The organism is Roseovarius sp. E0-M6, from assembly GCF_037083845.1.
Taxonomy (GTDB): Bacteria; Pseudomonadota; Alphaproteobacteria; order Rhodobacterales; family Rhodobacteraceae; genus Roseovarius.
The window spans coordinates 653,825-672,554 of sequence record NZ_JBAPLA010000001.1 but is presented as its reverse complement, the minus strand read 5'-3'; the positions used below and the strand labels follow the sequence as shown (position 1 = coordinate 672,554).

The window sequence follows — 18,730 nt, the reverse complement described above, 5'->3', positions numbered from 1 at the left end:
TTCCCATTTGATGGGCATGGATGTAAAACGGCTTTACATCCGCTTGATGACCACGGATTCCAACCGGAAGGACACGCTTATGACGACCCTCGCCTCTGACAATCACGGCACCGGCCCGATGGCGGCACTCGCGCGCGCCGAAGGCTGGCTTGATCACAAGGGCCGCGCCGCCTGGATCATTGCCATGGTGCTTGGCTTCATCTTTTTCTGGCCCATCGGCCTCGCCCTTTTGGGCTACATGATCTGGAAGGGAAAAATGACCTGTTCAAAATCCCGCAGCGCCGTAACCGGCCCTCGCTTCTCGGCCCGCTCCAGCGGCAACAGCGCGTTTGACGCCTACCGCAACGAAACCCTCCGCCGCCTCGAAGAAGAGCAAGAGGCGTTTGAAAAGTTCCTCGACCGCCTCCGGCAAGCCAAGGACAAGTCCGAGTTCGATCAGTTCATGGATGACCGCGCCCGCGCCGCCAACGCGCGCGAAGATGACGAAACATCCCCGCGTGAGGCATGATGCCGGTCGATAACACGCCCACCGGCCCCGATCACGGGGCCGGAGACTTTCGCCCCCGGCCACAAACCAATATAGCGCCTGACATGACCTGGACCCTCCCTGATCCCGACCAGACCCCCGAGTTCTATGCCGATGTGCCGCTCAAACGGCTCATGGCATTTCTCGTCGATACCGCCCTGATCTTTGTGATCAGCCTTCTTGCGGTTGTGCTGACTGCGTTCATCGGGCTCTTTTTCTTTCCCTTTCTCTTTCTGCTCATTGGCTTTTTCTATCGCGCGCTGACCATCGCGCGCAGTTCTGCCACTTGGGGGATGCGGCTTATGGGGATCGAATTCCGCCACGCGAACGGCGCACGATTCGACGGCGCGACAGCGGCGCTGCACACCGGGCTTTTCACCATCGCCTTGGCCATTCCCATCATTCAGATCGTCTCGATGGGGTTCATGCTCCTGCATCCGCGCGGTCAGGGCCTGCCCGACCTGATACTCGACACCACCGCGCTCAACCGTCGCGCCCGCCGATAGGCGGGACTGCGGAGTTTTGCGCATGTCACGGCGGGAAGTCCATTCGCCAAGCCAGACCCCTTGGCGGGACCGCGCATCATTGCTATCGTCCCGTGACGAGAGGAAAACAAAGTGAGATCATGCGCCACACGCTGCCGACAACACCCCAGTTTTATGTGACCGCCCCACAGCCCTGCCCATATCTCGAGGGAAGGATGGAGCGCAAACTTTTCACGGCGCTTCAGGGGGATCAGTCGCAGCGGCTTAATGATGCGCTCTCGCAACAAGGGTTTCGTCGGTCGCAGAATGTGCTTTACCGTCCGGCCTGCGCCGATTGCGCGGCCTGTCTTTCGGCTCGTATCAACGTCGCGGCCTTCAAACCCTCCAAATCTCAGAAACGCGCCATCCGGCGCAATTCCAGCCTGAACCGACGGTCGAGTTCGCCCTGGGCCACCGAGGAACAGTTCGCGCTTTTCCGCAGCTACCTCGAAGAGCGCCACGCCGCCGGCGGCATGGCCGACATGGATGCCTTCGAATTCGCCGCCATGATCGAGGAAACCCCGGTCCGCACCCGCGTTGTCGAATACACCGATGACGCCACCGGCGATCTCGCAGCCACGAGCCTGACGGATGTGCTCGATGACGGGGTGAGCATGGTCTATTCCTTCTTTGAACCCAGCTACCAGAAACGAAGCCTCGGCACCTATCTCATCCTCGATCACATCGCCATCGCGCGTGAGATGGGGCTGCCTTATGTCTATCTCGGCTACTGGGTGCCGGGCAGCCGGAAAATGGGCTACAAGTCGCGGTTCTCCGGGCTTGAGGTCTACGTGGGCGGCGCATGGGAACGGATGCGCGACCCGTCAAGCTATGACACCCGCGCCCATCCCCTTCGCAACGATCCGATCGCGGCGCAGGTGGCCGATATCACCCTGCCCGACACGATGCCGCGCCCCGCGAACCGAAGCTGAAGCTGAAGCGCTCTGGCCCGCCGGGGCTTCTTTGCCAAACGCGGATCACCCCGGAAGACGTCACAGCCGGTCCACCGCCTCGGCAAAGCGCCTGATTTCCTCCTTGGTGTTGAAGTAATGCACCGACGCCCGCAACAGCGTATCAAGCCCGCGTGGCCCAAGGTCGAGCCGGGCCGAGCTTACTGACGAAACCGACACATGGATGCCCTGCGCGCGAAGTTGCGCGGCCATATCCGCCGGGTCATGCCCCTGCTTTCGCAGGGTGACGATGCCGCATGTGCGCGCGCCCTGATCATGAAGGGTGACACCCTTCAGCACGCCCAACTCGTCACGAAGGCGCGCCGCAAGGTCCGTCACCCGCGCCTCGATATCCCGCATACCGATCTGCCGCGCATAGCGCACCGCCGCCATAAGGCCCACGCGCCCGGCCACGAAACTTTCCCAATTTTCGAACCGCCGCGCGCCCGGGGCCATCTCGTAACTGTCTGGTCCGGTCCAGTCCGCGGATCTGAGATCGACAAAGGGCGGGTCGATCCGGTCAAGCACCGCGCGGCGCACATAAAGAAACCCGGTTCCCCGTGGCCCGCGCAGGAATTTGCGCCCCGTCCCCGAAAGCACGTCACAGCCGATGCGGGCCACATCCACCTCGATCTGTCCGACCGACTGACAGGCATCCAGCATGTAAAGAACGCCATGTGCCTTGGCGATACGCCCCACGTCCTCGGCGGGGTTGATCAGGCCGCCTTGGGTGGGAACATGAGTGATCGCAATCAGCTTCGTGCGCGAACAGATTATCCGATCCAACGCGCCGACGTCGATTTGCCCCGTCGCATCCGACGGCACGAGGTCGATTTTAAACCCCCGCCGCCGCGCCTGTTGCAAAAGCCCAAGGTAATTCGAGACATATTCCGACCCGTGGGTGATCACCCGATCTCCGGGGCCAATATCTATCCCGTAGAACGCCATGTCCCAGGCTCGCGTCGCATTCTCGACATAGGCAATCTCGTCCGGGTCGGCATTCAGCAAGGCCGCGAACTCGGTATAGAACGCCTCAAGGTCGGCAGTCGCGCGGCGCTCGGCCTCGTATCCGCCAAGCGCAATCTCCTCGTTCAGCACATTCTGAAGCGCCGCAACCACCGGCGCAGGCATCAAAGATGCGCCCGCATTGTTGAAATGCAGCACCTCGCGGCAGGCAGGCGTCTCGGCCCTGATCCGGTCAATATCCATCATGTCCCTCCATTAAAGCGTTGCACCCGCCGCTGCGTTACAGTTCCATGATGGTTCAGGAATTTGAAGGGGGGCGCATGATCGCGCGTGTCATCGCCATCTGTCTCGGGCTGCTCGACTGGGCCGTTATCGCGCTGATGCTGGCCATTGTCGCACAGGTCACGCTGAGCGCGCTCGACATGAACCCGGTCATCACGTTCGACCATGCCCGCACCTTCTTCGGCCCCGCGATCACGCTCAATTCCCTGCTCGATCTGCAATGGCACCTGCTTGTGATCATCGGACTTCTGCCTGCGGGCCTGGTCTGGCTCGGCGCAGGTCATGTGCGCGTCGATTTCCTTTATCAGTCGCGCAGCCCCCGGTGGCGCGCGCGCGTCGATCTGCTGGGGCATCTGCTGTTTGCGCTGCCGTTCTTCGCGCTCATGCTGCCCGCCGCATCGGGGTTCATGCTCCGCGCCTGGAGCTCGGACGAAGGATCGCGCAATGGCGGTCTCATCGATCTGTGGCTGGTCAAGGCACTGCTGCCGCTCGGGCTTGCGCTTCTGGCGCTGGCGGTCGTGATCGACACCCTGCGCCTGCTTCGTGACGCGCGATGATCGACACCGCCCTGCCCCTTGCCATGGCCGCGCTCACACTGACCGGCATCCTCCTTGGGTATCGGGTCGGCATGGTGCTTGGCGGCGCGGCGGCGCTCTTCGTGCTGATCTCGGACCTGCCCACCGCATATTTCAGCCTCCTGACAAGCCGCATCTACGCCAACGTGCTGTCGAATTGGCTCCTCGTTGCGATTCCCATGTTCATTTTCATGGGGTTGGTGCTCGAAATGTCGGGCGTCGCGGAACGCAGCCTGCGCGCCGCACAACAGGCGCTTGGCGGCAGTGCCGCGGGCATGGGCCTTTCGGTGCTGGTGATCGGCGTCCTGCTCGCGGCCTCCTCGGGGATCGTCGGGGCGTCGGTGGTGCTGCTTGCGCTTCTCGCGCTGCCGCGCCTTGACGAGGCAGGATTCGATACGGCCTCCGCCGCCGGGCTGGTGGCGGCGTCGGGCACGCTGGCCATTCTGATACCGCCCTCGGTGATGCTCATCGTGCTGGGCGATCAACTGGGCGCGCCGGTGCCGTCGATGTTCGCGGGTGCCATCGGGCCGGGCCTGTTGCTCGTGTTGGCCTATGCGGCGCTCGTCTTTTGGCGCGCGCGCGGCCTGCCACCCATAGGCCGCGAGACACGCGTCGCACCCCTGCGGCTGCTGCTTGACCTCGGGCCGCTGCTGGGGCTTGTCGTGGCTGTGCTGGGCTCGATCATCGCCGGCCTCGCCACCCCCACCGAAGCCAGCGGTCTCGGCGCGTTCGGCGCGGTTCTCATCACGGCGCTATATGGTCGGTTTCGCCGCGCAACCATTCTCGCCGCGGCTCGGCGCACCGTGACAACCACCGCGATGGTGCTCTTCGTCATGATCGGTGCCACCTGTTTCTCGGCGGTTTTCAAGGGTCTTGGCGGTGATGACCTTGTCGAGGCAGGTGTCACCGCCTTCGGCACGTCGCCATACGTGGTGCTTGCCGTGGTCATGGCCGCGATCTTCGTTCTGGGGTTCGTGCTCGACTGGCTCGAGATCACGCTTATTCTGATACCGATCTTCGCACCGATCATCGCCGGTCTCGACTTCGGCAACGGACTCTCGGGTCAGGCGCTCCTGATCTGGTTCGGCATCCTCGTGGCGGTGAACCTGCAAACCTCGTTTCTCACCCCGCCATTCGGTTTCTCGCTTTTCTACCTTCGGGGCGCGGCGGGCGACCAGCTCACCACACGCGATATATATCGCGGCGTGATCCCCTTTATCGCGCTGCAACTCCTCGTGCTCGCGCTTCTCATTCTGTGGCCCGGCCTCGTCACCGGGCTGACCTGACCGCGTGCCGCTGCTCAGCCATCCACATTTGCGCCCGGCATGACACCGGTGCGAATCGGCTCGCCATCAGGGGCGATCAGGGCCCACCAGCCGCCATAGGTGCTGATCGCGTGACCATCTGGCCCTTCAGTGTCGGGGTCTTCATGGGCGTAATAGAAAAGCGGCCAGGAATTATAGGTCGCAACCTCACCGGCGGCCTCGTCGCTGACCCGCCCAAAGAGGTCGGCCCGAAGGCTCTGCGCACCCGTCGGTGTTTCCGATGCGGTCACCGGCGGCCAATCCTCCCGGCAAGACTCGCCACAACTCTCCAGCGATGGCAGGCCGTCTGTGGCCGTGCCCCGTTCAGAAATGAAAGCATAGACCGGCCGTCCTGCGGGATCGGTAAGGTAGAGGCCGTATTCGCCATGGCCGGCCAGTTCGAAGGCGGAAGCCTCCTGTGCCAAGGCCGGCGGCGCGAGGATAACAGCGGCAAGGCCTGCAGCGGCGGTGCGAATTGGGCAAGGCATGGGGTCGTCTCCTTTTCTGTAACGCGGTTTCAACCTCAACAGCCGGGGCCTTGACGCGGTTCCGTGTTGGCAAGCGTGTCACATCATGCTCGAATAGCATTAAATGGAGAGACAGACATGAAACGCACGATCCTCGCCGCCCTCGCCTTCGCCTCCACCTCGGTCCATGCGGAAAGTTTCACGTTGCAGTCGGCCTTCGGCCCGCTGCCCGTGCTGAACCCCACCGCCGAACGCTTTGTCGACACTGTTGCCACCCTCACTGGCGGCGAGGTTGAATTCGACTACCTTCTCACCGGTGAACTGAGCCCACCCTTCGAAATCTTCGACAACGTAAGCGTCGGCGCCATCGACGCGGGCTGGTCCTTTGCCTCATACGCCAGCGGCAAGGAGCCCGCCGCCGCGCTCTTTGGATCGGTGCCTTTCGGGGGCGACCCGCTTTCCTACATAAGCTGGCTCAACCATGGCGGCGGGCTCGAACTCTGGCGCGAGATTTACGAACCCTACAACCTCGTGCCGATGGCCTGCGGCGTCATCCTCTCCGAGGCCGGGGGTTGGTATACCACCGAGATCAACACGCCTGAGGACTTCAAGGGCCTCAACATCCGCATCGGCGGCCTTGGCGGCGCCATTCTGGCCAAGCTTGGCGCGAACGCGATGTCTCTGCCCACCGGCGAAATCTCGACATCGCTGGAAACCGGGCGGCTTGATGCGACCGAACTGAGCTTTCCACTCGTGGACCGGTTGCTGGGCTTCGACAAGGTGGCCAAGACTTATTACTTTCCCGGCTGGCATCAGCCCGCGGGCTTCATCGAGTTCTACATGAACAAGACGAAATGGGACGCGCTCAGCGATCCACAGCGCCTTGCGATCGAAACCGCATGCAACGATGCCAACCTCTTTGCCCTTGGTGCCGCTGCGGGCGCACAGGCGGCGGTGCTTGATGACTTTCGCGCCAACGGCGTCACCGTCGCGCGATTTCCCGATCCGGTGCTTGACGCGCTGCGCGCCGCCACGAACGAGGTCTACGCCGAGAAATCCGCCCAAGACCCGATGTTCAAACGCGTCATCGAAAGCTACCGCGCCCATGCCAAGGCTTACGGTGAATACCGCGATCTGACCGCGCTGGACTAAGCGCCGCGCGGTCCGGGGCTCACCCGTCTATTCGTGCCGGGCGGTTGGGGGTGCGCGCGCTGCCGAAACGGTTGGCGCGACTCACCTGACACCGACGCGATACAGACGTGAATACCGACATGATACCGACGTATCGGGCGCCACGTTAACCGTTCCGCTTACCCAAGCTTGCGCAGCCGCTTGACGAGGCTCGACGTGTCCCAACGACCACCACCCATCTTCTGCACATCCTTGTAAAACTGATCGACCAACGCCGTCACCGGAAGCGAGGCACCGTTCTCGTCCGCAGTGTCCAGACAGATGCCCAGATCCTTGCGCATCCAGTCCACCGCGAAGCCATGCTCGAACTCATCATCCAACATGGTTTCATAGCGGTTCGACATCTGCCAGCTTCCGGCTGCGCCTTGGCTGATCACCTCCACGACAGCACGTCCATCAAGGCCGGATTTCTCCGCGAAATGAAGGGCTTCGCTCAAACCTTGAACCAACCCCGCAATCGCGATCTGGTTGCACATCTTGGTCATCTGTCCGGCACCACTCTCGCCGATGCGGCGGCAGATGCGGGCATAACAGCCGATGATCGGCTCGGCGGCATCGTAATGCGCGGCGTCACCACCACACATGACTGACAGAACGCCGTTCTCGGCCCCCGCCTGTCCGCCGGAAATGGGCGCGTCGACAAATCCAAGATCCACCTTGGTGGCGGCTGCGTTCATCTCGGCGGTAACACGCGCCGAAACCGTGGTGTGGTCCACGAAAATAGCGTTTTCTTTCATACCCTTGAAAGCACCATCCGCGCCAAGACACACGGCCCTCAGATCGTCGTCATTGCCCACGCAGGCCATGACGAAATCCGCACCCGCAACAGCCTCGCGCGGGGTGGGCGCCATCGTCCCGCCATGCTCGGCCACCCATGCTTCGGCCTTCGCGGCGGTGCGGTTATAAACGGTGACCTCATGCCCCTTGGCCTGCAAATGCCCCGCCATCGGATAGCCCATCACGCCAAGGCCCAGAAACGCCAGTTTCGCCATAATTCCCACCCTTTCCATTGTCTTGCTCCGGATTTCTGACTATGCCCTGAAACGATTGCAAGGGCAAAGAGGCGGGCCATGACGGCTGTGCTCAAATGGATGGTGCGCGGCGTGGGTGTCGTGCTTGGGCTGGCGCTGCTCGCGGTGCTGGTGTTCTATTTCTTGCTGTCTCGCTCGCTGCCGGAATACGATAAGGATCTTGCCGTCGACGGTCTGATCACCCCGGTCGAGATCGTCCGCGACAACGCCAACGTCCCCCATGTCTTCGCCAGCCGCGACGCCGACGCTTATTTCGGTCTTGGCTATGCTCATGCACAGGATCGGCTTTGGCAGATGACCATGCTGCGCCGCACCGCACAGGGGCGCCTCTCGGAAGTGTTCGGAACGCGCACGCTGCCTGTAGATAAACTACTGAAAAGGCTTGATCTTTATAACACTGCCCGGGCCTCGGTCGGGGCCCAGAACGCCGATACGCTCATTGCACTGAACGCGTATTCCGCAGGCGTGAATGCACGTCTGGCCGAGATCAACGAACGGGCGCTTGGCCGTGGCGCGCCCGAGATGTTCATCTTCAACGCGCCGATCTCGCCGTGGCAACCCGCCGACTCCATCTCGATTATCAAGCTCATGGCGCTTCAATTGTCGGGACATCTGGCCAGTGAGGTGCGGCGCGCACGGGTCTCTCTTGCGTTGGACAATCCCGAAATGATCGAGGATATTCTGCCCGACGCGCCCGGTGACGGTATCGCCGCTCTGCCCAAATATTCCTCACTGTTCCCCGCCGGAAGCTTGCCGCGCTTCGCCGAATCCAAGCCTTGGCCCGATCACCCTCTGTCGCCTGTGCACCGGCCCGAACTGGCTGGAGCATCCAACGCCTGGGCCGCGGCGACAAGCCGGTCCGCCTCGGGCGGCACTCTTCTGGCCAACGATCCTCATCTGGGGTTCTCCGCGCCCTCTATCTGGTATCTGGCCCGGCTCGAACTCACCACAGGCGGCGTCATCGGCGGAACAATCCCCGGTGTGCCCGCCATTCTCGTGGGCCGCAGTGCCGAACTGGGCTGGGGCGTCACGTCGGCCTATCTTGATGATCAAGACGTCTTTATCGAGCGCCTCAACCCCGTAAATCCCGAGGAATATCAGACACCTGAAGGTTTCAAACCTTTCGAGACGCGGCAGTCCATCATCGAAATCGCGGATGGTGACCCCGTCACCCTGACATTGCGGTGGACCGAAAACGGCCCGGTGTTGCCCGGCTCGCAGTTCGACCTTGGCACCGTGACACCCAAGGGCCATGTCTCCTCCCTCTCATGGACGGCGCTAAGCCGTCGCGACACCACGATGAGCGCGGCCCTCGAGCTGATGCGCGCCCGCACCGTCACCCAGGCCCTCGACGCGGGCGAGAAATATATCTCCCCGGCCCAGAACCTCACCCTCGTGGATCAGGACGCCATCGCGATGAAGATGGTCGGCGCCATGCCCAAACGCGATGCCGCACATGAAAGCAAGGGCCGCATGCCCGCCCGGGGCTGGATCACGCGAAACCGCTGGCAAGGGCGGCTGCCCTATTCCTCGAACCCGGAATTCGTGAGTCCCTCGGGTGGCATCCTCGGCAACACCAACAACAAGACGGTGGACCGACCGTTCCCCCTCCATGTGAGTTATGTCTGGGGCGATACGCAGCGGATCAACAGATGGAAGCGCCTGATGCAAGGCCGTGAAGTCCATACCCGCGACAGCTTTATCGAGGGTCAGCTCGACACCGTGAGTTTCACCGCGCGGTCAATCCTGCCGCTGATCGGCGCGGATCTTTGGTTCACCGGTGATCCCGCGCCCGAAGGCACCACGGAACGCTTGCGTCAGGATGCGCTGGCCCTTCTGGCCGACTGGAACGGCGAGATGAACGAGCACCGGCCTGAACCCCTGATCTATGCCGCTTGGCTTCGCGCCCTACAACAACGGCTGACCAAGGACGAGCTCGGCCCGCTGGCGGACGAATTCACCCATGCCGACCCCGTCTTTATCGAGCGTGCCTATCGCGACGTGGACGGGGCCGCGAAATGGTGCGACGTGCAGCAATCGAGCCCCGTCGAAACCTGCACCGACATTTCGCGGCAAGCACTTGATGACGCACTTGTCTGGATCAGCGATCGCTATGGGTCCGCGCTCGAATCGCTGCGGTGGGGCGACCTGCATCAGGCCACGCATGATCATCAGGTTCTGGGCGAGGTGCCGGTGCTGCGCTATTTCGTGAATATCCGCCAATCGACTTCGGGCGGAGACAACACGCTTCTGCGTGGTCGCACCAGCGGAACTGGCGACAACCCCTTTGCCAACGTGCATGGCGCGGGCTATCGGGGCGTTTATGATTTTGCCGACCCCGACAGCAGCGTTTTCATGATCTCCACCGGTCAGTCCGGTCATTTCCTGAGTCGTCACTACGATGACATGGCACAGCTATGGCGGCGCGGTGAATACATTCCGATGTCTTTGGATCCCGATCTGGCACGGGCCGCATCCGTGGGCGTCACACGTCTCACGCCGACACCACGCGACTGACGCGTCCAAGACGGGTCAGCGCCTTACAGCGCCTCGAAGGCCCCCGCCTGACGCACGGTCCAGCGCACGTCAAACTCCCAGCCGTGCTCGCCCTGCCGTTCGGCCTCGACAATGCCCTGATCGTAAAGCCACGCTCGTTTGCGGCCTTCATCGAAGCCGAGCGTTACCGTGACCTCGACCTGAGCGGTGGTGAGCGCATCGGTCGCATGTTCGACAAACTCCCCGAGCCCGGCGCCGGTGATTGCGGACAAGAGAACGACATCGTCGCGCCTGTCCCCAAGCGTGCGGCGGGTTTCTGCATCTTCGGGCGACAAAAGGTCGGCCTTGTTCCACACCTCAAGCCGAGGCGTCGCCTCGTTTATGTCCAACCCTTCCAGGATCGTCTCAACGTCCGCCGCCTGTTCTTCGGTTTCGGGGTGGGAGATGTCGCGCACATGCACGATGAGGTCTGCGCTCACCACCTCTTCGAGCGTGGCGCGAAACGCAGCGACCAGTTCGGTCGGCAAATCCGAGATGAACCCCACCGTGTCCGACAGGATCACGTCCGGCCCGCCATGCGGAAGCGATACTTTGCGCATGGTCGGATCAAGCGTGGCAAAGAGCATATCCTTGACCATCACGTCAGATCCGGTCAGCCGGTTGAAGAGCGTGGATTTACCCGCGTTGGTATATCCCACCAGTGCAACAATCGGAAACGGCACCTTGGCCCGCGAGGCCCGGTGCAGGGTGCGGGTTTTAACCACCTTCTCCAACTGTCGGCGCAGTCGCACGAGCTGATCGTCAATGGCGCGGCGGTCCGCCTCGATCTGGGTTTCGCCCGGTCCGCCAACGAAACCAAGGCCCCCGCGCTGTCGCTCGAGGTGGGTCCAGGCCCGCACCAGCCGCGTGCGCTGATAGCTGAGCGCGGCCATTTCGACCTGAAGCACACCTTCACGGGTGGCGGCGCGATCGCTGAAAATTTCAAGGATCAAACCGGTGCGATCAAGAAGCTTGCAGCCCCACGCCTTTTCTAGGTTGCGCTGCTGCACGGGCGTCACGGGACCGTCAATCAGAACCAGACCCACCTCGTTCGCCTCAAGCCGGGCTTTCAGTTCCTCGATCTTGCCCGATCCGAAAAGCGCGCGGGGATGGGGCCGCGGCAAGCGGATGATCTCGGACCCAAGGATTTCGAGTCCCGGAAGCGCCTCACCAAGCGCTACGGCCTCTTCTAGCGCGCGCTCGGGATCGCGCGCGGCATCCTGTCCGCTGATATCGGGATGCAGCACCCACGCCCGGGTTGCCACTGGCTCAGTTGACGTCACGCGTCCTCGTCACCATCATAAAGGTTGATCGGCTGGGATGGCATGATCGTCGAGACCGCATGCTTGTAGACAAGCTGTGATTGTCCGTCCCTGCGCAGAAGAATGCAGAAATTGTCAAACCAGGTAATAACACCCTGCAATTTCACACCGTTGATAAGGAACACCGTAACCGGCGTCTTGGTTTTTCGCACCTGATTGAGAAATACGTCCTGCAGGTTTTGACGGTCAGAAGCCATATGGTTCCAAAGCCTTTGTTCTTGCGTGGTGCCGCGTATCGGCATCTTCGTGAATCTTAGACGAGTATGGAGACCATTCGCGGGTGTTTCCAGCCCCAAAATCAATTCGTTGGGCGGCAATATGTTTCCGATGCGCTCTTCTTGCGCCTCAGCTCCGCCACAAACCCGGATTGAGCAGCGCGATGATAGCCAGCGTCTCAAGTCGCCCAACCACCATCGCAGCACCAAGCACTAACTTTGCCATCGGCTCGATCTCGACCAGAACGATGGGTATCTCAGACGCAGCCTGAACCAAGGGTCCGGTCGTCGACAATGCGGCAATGGCCAGCACGACGGCATTCTCGAAATCTATTCCGAACGCCGCGAATATCACCGTCAAAAGCGCCAGTGAAAGCGCGAAAAGCATGAAAAATATCCATGCGACAAAGGCGCCTTGGCGCCGGATACGGCGGCTTCGTGCCCCTGCCCGTCCCACCGAGGACGGATGCACGAGCCGCTCCATCTCGCGCTGCCCCGCAAGGTAGAGCGTATAGACCCGAAGCAGCTTGACCCCGCCCGCGGTTGTGGCGACCCCGCCACCAATCAGCGACAACCCCATCAGGATCAGGCCGGGCGTGCTCAGCCCGGACCATCCGCGCGCCACATCCCAATCGCCGCTCTCGAATCCTGTTGTCGAAAGGAAAGACAGCACGCTGAACGCACCCCCCCAAAGAGCCCGCAACGCGTTTGAAAGGTTTTCGTCGTCCTGCACCTCGAGCGCGCCCAGCCAATGCCGCAGGAAGATCAGAAGCGGCACCCCGATGACCAGCGCCGCGCCCAGCCGGAATTCCGGATCATGCAGAAGCCCCGGCCGGCTGGCCGTCATGGTGTCGGACGAAAAGGTCAGACGTGACAGAGCAAAGCTGAGAAAGAGGAAAATGACCATCTCGCCCGCAAGACCAGATCGCGCTTCGGACAGGCCGCCGATCGGGGAAATCCCGCTTGTGGCCATCGTGGACATGGCGTGAATCACGCCCACAAGGGGCCGGTCACCGCCCACAACAAGGCATAGCCAAAGGATCACGGTCAGTCCTGAATAGATCGGGACGAGTGCCACGGCGGACCGCCCAAGACGCTTGGCGGCGCCTGCGCGCTGAAACTGGTCAAGCCGCGTGCCGCCCTGCCCCGGTTCCGCGGTCGCCGTCACCTCGAAGCCACCAAGATTGAGCTGTGCCAGAACCGCCGAGGCCGCCACCCACATCAACATCCCGCCAAGCCAGCCAACGATCCCGCGCCAAAGATGCAAGCTGTCGGCAAGTCGCTCGGGCGCGTCGAAAAAGGTCGCGCCTGTCGTGGTGAGGCAGGACACCATTTCGATATAGGCGTTCACGAACGCGGTCGTGCCCAGCCCTTCGTAGAACGGCAACGCGAGAAATACGGGCAGCAGCGTGAAGGTCAGGAAAAGCCCAAGCAGATTGGCCAGATCGCTCGAGCTGCGGCGGGGCCGAGCGCTCAGAGTGATGCCGATCAGCGCGATAAAGGCCAGCCCGATCAGCCCGTAATAAAGAAAGCTCCGCGCGATCGTGTGATCATCGTTCAAAAGCGCATGCAACGCGGGCACCATCATCGCAACACAGGATATGGCCGCGAGGATCAGAAAAAGCGGAAGTCTGGCAAGAAGGGCGGTCATGATGCGGCCCTAGAAGAAATCGATCGAGACCTGAAGAAGCCGCTCAACCGCGGGCACGTCCGAAGACAGCGCGAAGATTACCAGAACGTCGCCTTCCTCGATCCTCAGGCCGCCGGTGGGCTGATGTATCTCGTCCCCCTTTTTGACCGCCCCGACCAGAACGCCTTCGGGAAAGTCGATGTCGCGAATATGCGTCCCGGCCACCGAAGAGGTCGACAGCACCTGCGCCTCGATCACCTCGGCCTCGGAATCGCCAATGGAATAGACCCCTCGCACGCGACCGTGCCGGATATGGCGCAAAATCGAACTGACGGTGGTGGCGCGCGGATTGATATAGGCGTCGATGCCCATCGGCTCCATCAATGGCACAAGCGTCGGATCGTTGATTAGCGAAATGGCCAGCGGGCATCCCTCGGCCTTGGCCCGCACCGCCGCGAGCAGGTTGGTCTTGTCATCGTCCGTCACCGCCAGCACCGCGTCGGCGCGGCCCACCCCGGCCTCGTTCAGCAAGGTCGCGTCAAGCGCGTCACCATGCAGGACGATTGTCCTCTCGAGCGCGTCTGCGGCCCGCTCCGCGCTTTGGCGGTTGCGTTCGATCACCTTGGCACGGATGCCGCCACCGCGATCCTCAAGCGCCTGCGCCACGGTAAGGCCCACGTTGCCGCCACCGAGAATGACCACCTTCTCCTGCCGTTTCGATTTCTTGCCGAACACCTCGAGCATTCGCGGCACATCCTCATTCGGAGCGAAGAGATACGCCTCGTCCCCGGCAAAAAGCTGATCCCCGGCCTCGGGCGCGAAAAGCCGCCCCTCGCGCCGTACCGCAAGGACAATGACACGCAGCGTCGAGAAAAGATCGCTGAGCTGCCGCAGAGGCGTGTAGAGCACCGGACAATCCTCATCGAGCCTGAGCCCCATGAGCTGTGCCTGATCGTCGAGAAATCCTTCGCTGTCGAACGCTGCCGGTGATTTGAGTCGCCGCAACGCCGCCTCGGCCACTTCGCGTTCGGGGCTGATCACCACGTCGATGGGCATGTGGTCGCGGCGATAAAGGTCGGAATAGATCGCGTCCAGATAGGACTGGCTACGCAACCTCGCGATCTTGCGCGAGATATTGAAGACCGAATGCGCCACCTGACAGGTCACCATGTTGACCTCGTCGGAATAGGTGGCGGCGATGATCATGTCCGCGTCACGCGCCCCGGCCCGGTCAAGCACATCCGGGTAGCTGGCGAATCCGGCAAGCCCCCGCACATCAAGCGTATCGGTGGCACGCCGCACCAGATCGGCGTTGTTGTCCACCACGGTCACGTCGTTCTTCTCGCCGGACAGGTGCCGCGCAATTTGCCAGCCAACCTGTCCCGCGCCACAAATTATGACCTTCATGCCAGCCCTATAAGATGCTTCCCGGGGGCTTTTTGCATCGCAGGTTGCAGCTTGTGGGTCAACGCAATTCGCCGCCTAACACACCGCGTCGAAGGGTCAGGACGCCTCGGCATCGGCCACTTTGGCGACCCGCGCACCCGACTTTGCCCCGGTCACCACACCCAGTGACTTGAGCTTGCGGTGCAGCGCGCTGCGTTCCATGCCGACGAATTCGGCGGTGCGGCTGATATTTCCCCCGAAACGGTTGATCTGGGTCAGCAGATATTCTCGCTCGAACGCTTCGCGCGCCTCGCGCAGGGGCATGGTGGCAAGCGACCCCGAAAGCACGACGCGACCATCCTCGACAACAGCCTCCGTCTCACCGGGAAGCTCGGATGACTCGATCTCGCCATTGCCATCGCCAAGGATCAGCACGCGCTCGATGACGTTGCGCAACTGGCGCACATTGCCCGGCCACGGCATCGTCTGAAGAAGCGCGGCCGCGTCATCCTTGAGCTTGCGCAGCGGGAGGCCTTGGGTCTTGTGCAGCCCCTCGATGAAATGGGTGGCCAGAAGCGGAATGTCGTCGCGCCGCTCCTCAAGTGACGGCACGGTGATCGGCACCACATTGAGACGGTGATAAAGTTCACGGCGGAACCGTTCGGCGGCGATCTCGGATTCAAGGTCGCGGCTGGTCGAGGAAATGACCCGGAGATCCACCTGAACCTTGTCCGAGCCACCAACGCGCAGGAATTGCTGATCAACGAGCACGCGCAATATCTTGGACTGTGTGCCAATAGGCATATCGGCCACTTCGTCGAAATAGATCACACCGCCATTTGCCTCTTCCAGCAGGCCGGGTTCGACACCGCGCTCCTCACTTTCGCGGCCAAAGAGAACCTCTTCCATCCGGTCGGCTTCGATGGTGGCACAGCCGACACTTATGAACGGCCCCTCGGCGCGAGTGGAGTTGGCATGAATATAACGCGCCGCCAACTCCTTGCCCGAGCCCGGCGGCCCCGAAAGCATCACCCGCCCGTTCGAGCGCGTGACCTTGTCGAGCTGGCTCAGAAGTGCGCGGAACACCGAACTGTCCCCAAGCATTTCCGCCGGTCCGGTGTCACGGCGTTTAAGCGTCTGCACCTCGCGGCGCAGTCGGCTGGTTTCCATCCCGCGCCGGATCACTACCAGAAGTTGATCTATGTTGAAGGGCTTTTCGATGAAGTCATAGGCGCCCTGTTTGATCGCGGCCACGGCGATCTCGATATTGCCATGCCCCGAAATGATGACCACTGGCACATCCGGATAGTCACGTTTGACCGCCTTCAGGATATCAATGCCATCCATGTTGCTGTCCTTGAGCCATATATCAAGGATCAGGAGCGCAGGCTGCGCCTCGGCCACGGCCGCCATCGCATCGTCGGAATTCCCGGCAAGCCGCGTGGCATACCCCTCGTCCTCAAGAATGTCCGAGATCAATTCGCGAATATCGCGCTCGTCATCGACAATCAGAATATCACTCATTCCACTACCCCCTAAACTGCCTCACGTTGTGGCTGAAGAGCTTGTGGCTCGGACACAAGCTCAAGCGTGACGACAGCCATCGCCCCACGATGCGCATCCGGCTCAAAGGCCGGAGCATCCTCAAGCGTCAGCGTGCCGCCATGTTCCTCGATGATCTTCTTCACGATAGGCAGGCCAAGGCCGGTGCCCTTGTCGCGTGTGGTGACATAAGGTTCAAAAAGTCTGGCCTTGTCTTCGGGAAGGCCGATGCCGTTATCGGCGATACGGATCACGGCCCGTCCGCCCTCGATTCCGCTGCTGATGCGAATTGTGGGCGTGAAATCGTCATCCATCTTTTCCTGTCGGGTTTCAATGGCTTCCCCGGCGTTCTTGATCAGGTTGGTCAGCGCTTGACTGATCATCGTCGCGTCAAGATCGGCGCGCATCTCCTCGTCGGTGAAATCCGTCTCGAAGCGCACCTCCGGCTGGCCCGCCTCCTGAAGCATGGCCGCCTCGCGGATAAGCTGTGACAGGCTTTCGCGTTGCCGCTCGGGTTCCGGCATGCGTGCGAACTTGGAAAACTCGTCCACGATCCGGCGAAGGTCATCGGTCTGGCGCACGATCACCTCTGTCATCTGCGTCAGCGCCTCGGCGTTCTCCGCGTCCAGCAACTTCGAGAACTTGCGCCGCGTCCGTTCGGCACTCAACTTGATCGGGGTCAGCGGGTTCTTGATCTCATGCGCGATCCGCCGCGCCACGTCGCCCCACGCCGCCATGCGCTGCGCGCTGACAAGGTCGGTCACATCGTCGAAGGCGACCACGTAACCTTCCAGCTCGCCTTCTTCGCTCAGACGCTCGGACATGCGCACAAGAAGGTTTTCCTGCGTGCCTCCCCGGCTCACCCGGATCTCGTCCTGAACAAAGCCGCCCCCGTTCGCGCTCAGCCGTTCGAACGGTTCGGCGAACTCCGGCACCGCCAGCGACAACGGAACACTCTGCCGGTCCTGTTGCCAGTCGAGCAGGCGTTCGGCGGCGCGGTTCACAAAGGTCACGCGCCCCTTGGCATCAAGCCCGACAACCCCCGACGACACCGATCCCAGCACCGAGTCGAACAGTCTTCGCCGCCGCTCGATCTGTTCCGAGCGCGCCAGCAGGTCGTTGCGCTGCTCCTTGAGCTGGCGGGTCATCTTGTTGAAATACCGGCCCATCATGGAAATCTCATCATCGCCGTCCTCTTCGCGGACCTGCACATCAAGATCGCCATCTCCGACCCTTTGCGCGGCGCTGGCCAGCCGTCCGACGGGCCGGGACAGGCGTTCGGCAAACCACATACCAAGCCAGATCGCAGCCAGAATCAGGATGACAGCGAACCCCACATAAACCAGCCCGAATTCAAACAGGACGCGGCCCCGTTCACTCTCTCGCTGGCGATAAAAGGCGGCGGTTTCCTGAGTCTCGTCCAGAAGGTTGAGGATTTCACCGTCTACGTTCCGACTGACATAGAGATAGCGGTCCGGGATCGTCACCAGCGGCATGAGGGCGCGGAATTCGTTGTTCACCCAGTCCTGAATGACGATGGCCCCTTCCTCCTGTGCGCGGTCTATCTGCTCTGGCGTCGGTTTCTCAAAGTCGAACAGATAAGAGTTTTCACCCCGCGCGCGGATCGTGCCGGTGCCGTCGACAACGAACGCTTCGCGCAGCCCCCGCTGAATGCCCCGCTGCCCATCCGACAGCACCTTGCGGATGTCGCCATCATCCAGAAAAACGGTCGCGCGCTTGGTCGCGTTGATGATCGAGGCGAGCGCGCGCGCATCAGTGATCAGGTCGCGGCGGTGCTCTTCCTCATAGGCTTGGGCCGCGGCCACCGAATTGCTGACCACGCGGCCAACGCGGTCCGAAAACCATGCCTCAAGGCCCATATTCACGCTGAGCGTGGCAAAAACGGCCACGGTAACGGTGGGCATCAGCGCCATGATGGCGAACACACCCGTGAGCCGAAGATGAAGCCGCGACCCCGCCGAATGCCGGCGCCGTGCGGCCACCATTTGCACGACCCGCTGCAACACCAGCGCGGCAACAATGATGACATAGATAAGATCGCTAAGCAGGACGATGCGCAGGACGTTCGAAGACGCCCCCTGATCCAGCGGCCCCATCACCAGATAGGTCACGAGCGCAAGAACCGGCCCAATCGCGAACAGGCCAACCGTGGCCACTGTCTGCAAAAGGCGCATCCTGCGCAGTCGGACCACTCGATCCCAACTTACTTTGCGTGCCCTCGCGGCCACTGCCCTCCCCCTCAAATCGCGTCGCGCGCTGCACA

16 protein-coding genes are annotated in these 18,730 nt (G+C 62.0%); 7 read left to right on the top strand and 9 right to left on the bottom strand.

Going from position 1 to position 18,730, the window contains the following annotated elements:
- The first annotated feature begins 79 nt into the window (after positions 1-79).
- From V8359_RS03300 to V8359_RS03290, 3 genes are all read left to right on the top strand, one after another.
- Positions 80-508 carry a DUF2852 domain-containing protein gene (locus V8359_RS03300; RefSeq protein WP_336427281.1) on the top strand — a complete coding sequence of 143 codons (429 nt, stop codon included), beginning with the start codon at positions 80-82 and terminating at the stop codon, positions 506-508.
- Positions 509-591: 83 nt separating this feature from the next.
- Complete coding sequence (locus V8359_RS03295; protein ID WP_336427280.1) at positions 592-1,032, top strand: RDD family protein; 441 nt, start codon at positions 592-594, stop codon at positions 1,030-1,032.
- A gap of 119 nt (positions 1,033-1,151) precedes the next feature.
- The gene (locus V8359_RS03290) at positions 1,152-1,982 is read left to right on the top strand and encodes an arginyltransferase (RefSeq protein WP_336427279.1); all 831 of its coding nucleotides are present in this window, start codon (positions 1,152-1,154) and stop codon (positions 1,980-1,982) included.
- A gap of 60 nt (positions 1,983-2,042) precedes the next feature.
- Here V8359_RS03290 and V8359_RS03285 read toward each other — a convergent pair whose 3' ends face one another.
- Positions 2,043-3,212 (bottom strand): aminotransferase class V-fold PLP-dependent enzyme, encoded by a 1,170-nt coding sequence (locus V8359_RS03285; protein WP_336427278.1) that lies wholly within the window; start codon positions 3,210-3,212, stop codon positions 2,043-2,045.
- 74 nt (positions 3,213-3,286) lie between these two features.
- Between V8359_RS03285 and V8359_RS03280 the strand changes: the two genes are divergently transcribed.
- Both V8359_RS03280 and V8359_RS03275 read left to right on the top strand, forming a co-directional pair.
- Positions 3,287-3,805, top strand: coding sequence for a TRAP transporter small permease subunit (locus V8359_RS03280; protein WP_336427277.1), 519 nt, complete (start codon positions 3,287-3,289; stop codon positions 3,803-3,805).
- Positions 3,802-5,109: a TRAP transporter large permease gene (locus tag V8359_RS03275; protein WP_336427276.1), complete on the top strand. Its 1,308-nt coding sequence runs from the start codon at positions 3,802-3,804 to the stop codon at positions 5,107-5,109. Before V8359_RS03280 ends, V8359_RS03275 begins: the two co-directional genes overlap by 4 nt.
- 14 nt (positions 5,110-5,123) lie before the next feature.
- Here V8359_RS03275 and V8359_RS03270 read toward each other — a convergent pair whose 3' ends face one another.
- Positions 5,124-5,615 carry a hypothetical protein gene (locus V8359_RS03270; RefSeq protein ID WP_336427275.1) on the bottom strand — a complete coding sequence of 164 codons (492 nt, stop codon included), beginning with the start codon at positions 5,613-5,615 and terminating at the stop codon, positions 5,124-5,126.
- A gap of 117 nt (positions 5,616-5,732) precedes the next feature.
- Between V8359_RS03270 and V8359_RS03265 the strand changes: the two genes are divergently transcribed.
- Positions 5,733-6,746: a TRAP transporter substrate-binding protein gene (locus tag V8359_RS03265; RefSeq protein ID WP_336427274.1), complete on the top strand. Its 1,014-nt coding sequence runs from the start codon at positions 5,733-5,735 to the stop codon at positions 6,744-6,746.
- 158 nt (positions 6,747-6,904) lie between these two features.
- Here the strand turns inward: V8359_RS03265 and V8359_RS03260 are convergent, their stop codons facing one another.
- Positions 6,905-7,777: an NAD(P)-dependent oxidoreductase gene (locus V8359_RS03260; RefSeq protein WP_336427917.1), complete on the bottom strand. Its 873-nt coding sequence runs from the start codon at positions 7,775-7,777 to the stop codon at positions 6,905-6,907.
- 78 nt (positions 7,778-7,855) lie between these two features.
- On the opposite strand from V8359_RS03260, the gene V8359_RS03255 reads away from it, so the two are divergent.
- Positions 7,856-10,333, top strand: coding sequence for a penicillin acylase family protein (locus tag V8359_RS03255; protein WP_336427273.1), 2,478 nt, complete (start codon positions 7,856-7,858; stop codon positions 10,331-10,333).
- A 23-nt stretch (positions 10,334-10,356) separates the two neighbouring features.
- Here the strand turns inward: V8359_RS03255 and hflX are convergent, their stop codons facing one another.
- The 6 genes from hflX to V8359_RS03225 all read right to left on the bottom strand — a co-directional run bounded on the left by hflX (position 10,357) and on the right by V8359_RS03225 (position 18,641).
- Positions 10,357-11,634 carry a GTPase HflX gene (gene hflX / locus V8359_RS03250; protein WP_336427271.1) on the bottom strand — a complete coding sequence of 426 codons (1,278 nt, stop codon included), beginning with the start codon at positions 11,632-11,634 and terminating at the stop codon, positions 10,357-10,359.
- Positions 11,631-11,870: an RNA chaperone Hfq gene (gene hfq / locus V8359_RS03245; RefSeq protein ID WP_336427270.1), complete on the bottom strand. Its 240-nt coding sequence runs from the start codon at positions 11,868-11,870 to the stop codon at positions 11,631-11,633. Before hfq ends, hflX begins: the two co-directional genes overlap by 4 nt.
- 148 nt (positions 11,871-12,018) lie before the next feature.
- Positions 12,019-13,539 carry a TrkH family potassium uptake protein gene (locus V8359_RS03240; RefSeq protein WP_336427269.1) on the bottom strand — a complete coding sequence of 507 codons (1,521 nt, stop codon included), beginning with the start codon at positions 13,537-13,539 and terminating at the stop codon, positions 12,019-12,021.
- Between the two features lie 9 nt (positions 13,540-13,548).
- Entirely contained in the window at positions 13,549-14,925 is a 1,377-nt protein-coding gene (trkA, locus tag V8359_RS03235; RefSeq protein WP_336427268.1) for a Trk system potassium transporter TrkA, read from the bottom strand.
- A gap of 96 nt (positions 14,926-15,021) precedes the next feature.
- Positions 15,022-16,428, bottom strand: coding sequence for a nitrogen assimilation response regulator NtrX (ntrX, locus tag V8359_RS03230; RefSeq protein ID WP_336427267.1), 1,407 nt, complete (start codon positions 16,426-16,428; stop codon positions 15,022-15,024).
- A gap of 11 nt (positions 16,429-16,439) precedes the next feature.
- Complete coding sequence (locus V8359_RS03225; RefSeq protein ID WP_336427266.1) at positions 16,440-18,641, bottom strand: sensor histidine kinase NtrY-like; 2,202 nt, start codon at positions 18,639-18,641, stop codon at positions 16,440-16,442.
- Positions 18,642-18,730: the final 89 nt, after the last annotated feature.

What these genes read in the sequence shown, in the direction of transcription:
- V8359_RS03300 (WP_336427281.1), top strand. Translation starts at nt 80, where the DNA reads ATGACGACCCTCGCCTCTGACAATCACGGCACCGGCCCGATGGCGGCA.
- V8359_RS03295 (WP_336427280.1), top strand. Translation starts at nt 592, where the DNA reads ATGACCTGGACCCTCCCTGATCCCGACCAGACCCCCGAGTTCTATGCC.
- V8359_RS03290 (WP_336427279.1), top strand. Translation starts at nt 1,152, where the DNA reads ATGCGCCACACGCTGCCGACAACACCCCAGTTTTATGTGACCGCCCCA.
- V8359_RS03285 (WP_336427278.1), bottom strand. Translation starts at nt 3,212, where the DNA reads ATGATGGATATTGACCGGATCAGGGCCGAGACGCCTGCCTGCCGCGAG.
- V8359_RS03280 (WP_336427277.1), top strand. Translation starts at nt 3,287, where the DNA reads ATGATCGCGCGTGTCATCGCCATCTGTCTCGGGCTGCTCGACTGGGCC.
- V8359_RS03275 (WP_336427276.1), top strand. Translation starts at nt 3,802, where the DNA reads ATGATCGACACCGCCCTGCCCCTTGCCATGGCCGCGCTCACACTGACC.
- V8359_RS03270 (WP_336427275.1), bottom strand. Translation starts at nt 5,615, where the DNA reads ATGCCTTGCCCAATTCGCACCGCCGCTGCAGGCCTTGCCGCTGTTATC.
- V8359_RS03265 (WP_336427274.1), top strand. Translation starts at nt 5,733, where the DNA reads ATGAAACGCACGATCCTCGCCGCCCTCGCCTTCGCCTCCACCTCGGTC.
- V8359_RS03260 (WP_336427917.1), bottom strand. Translation starts at nt 7,777, where the DNA reads ATGGCGAAACTGGCGTTTCTGGGCCTTGGCGTGATGGGCTATCCGATG.
- V8359_RS03255 (WP_336427273.1), top strand. Translation starts at nt 7,856, where the DNA reads ATGACGGCTGTGCTCAAATGGATGGTGCGCGGCGTGGGTGTCGTGCTT.
- hfq (WP_336427270.1), bottom strand. Translation starts at nt 11,870, where the DNA reads ATGGCTTCTGACCGTCAAAACCTGCAGGACGTATTTCTCAATCAGGTG.
- V8359_RS03240 (WP_336427269.1), bottom strand. Translation starts at nt 13,539, where the DNA reads ATGACCGCCCTTCTTGCCAGACTTCCGCTTTTTCTGATCCTCGCGGCC.
- trkA (WP_336427268.1), bottom strand. Translation starts at nt 14,925, where the DNA reads ATGAAGGTCATAATTTGTGGCGCGGGACAGGTTGGCTGGCAAATTGCG.
- ntrX (WP_336427267.1), bottom strand. Translation starts at nt 16,428, where the DNA reads ATGAGTGATATTCTGATTGTCGATGACGAGCGCGATATTCGCGAATTG.
- V8359_RS03225 (WP_336427266.1), bottom strand. Translation starts at nt 18,641, where the DNA reads ATGCGCCTTTTGCAGACAGTGGCCACGGTTGGCCTGTTCGCGATTGGG.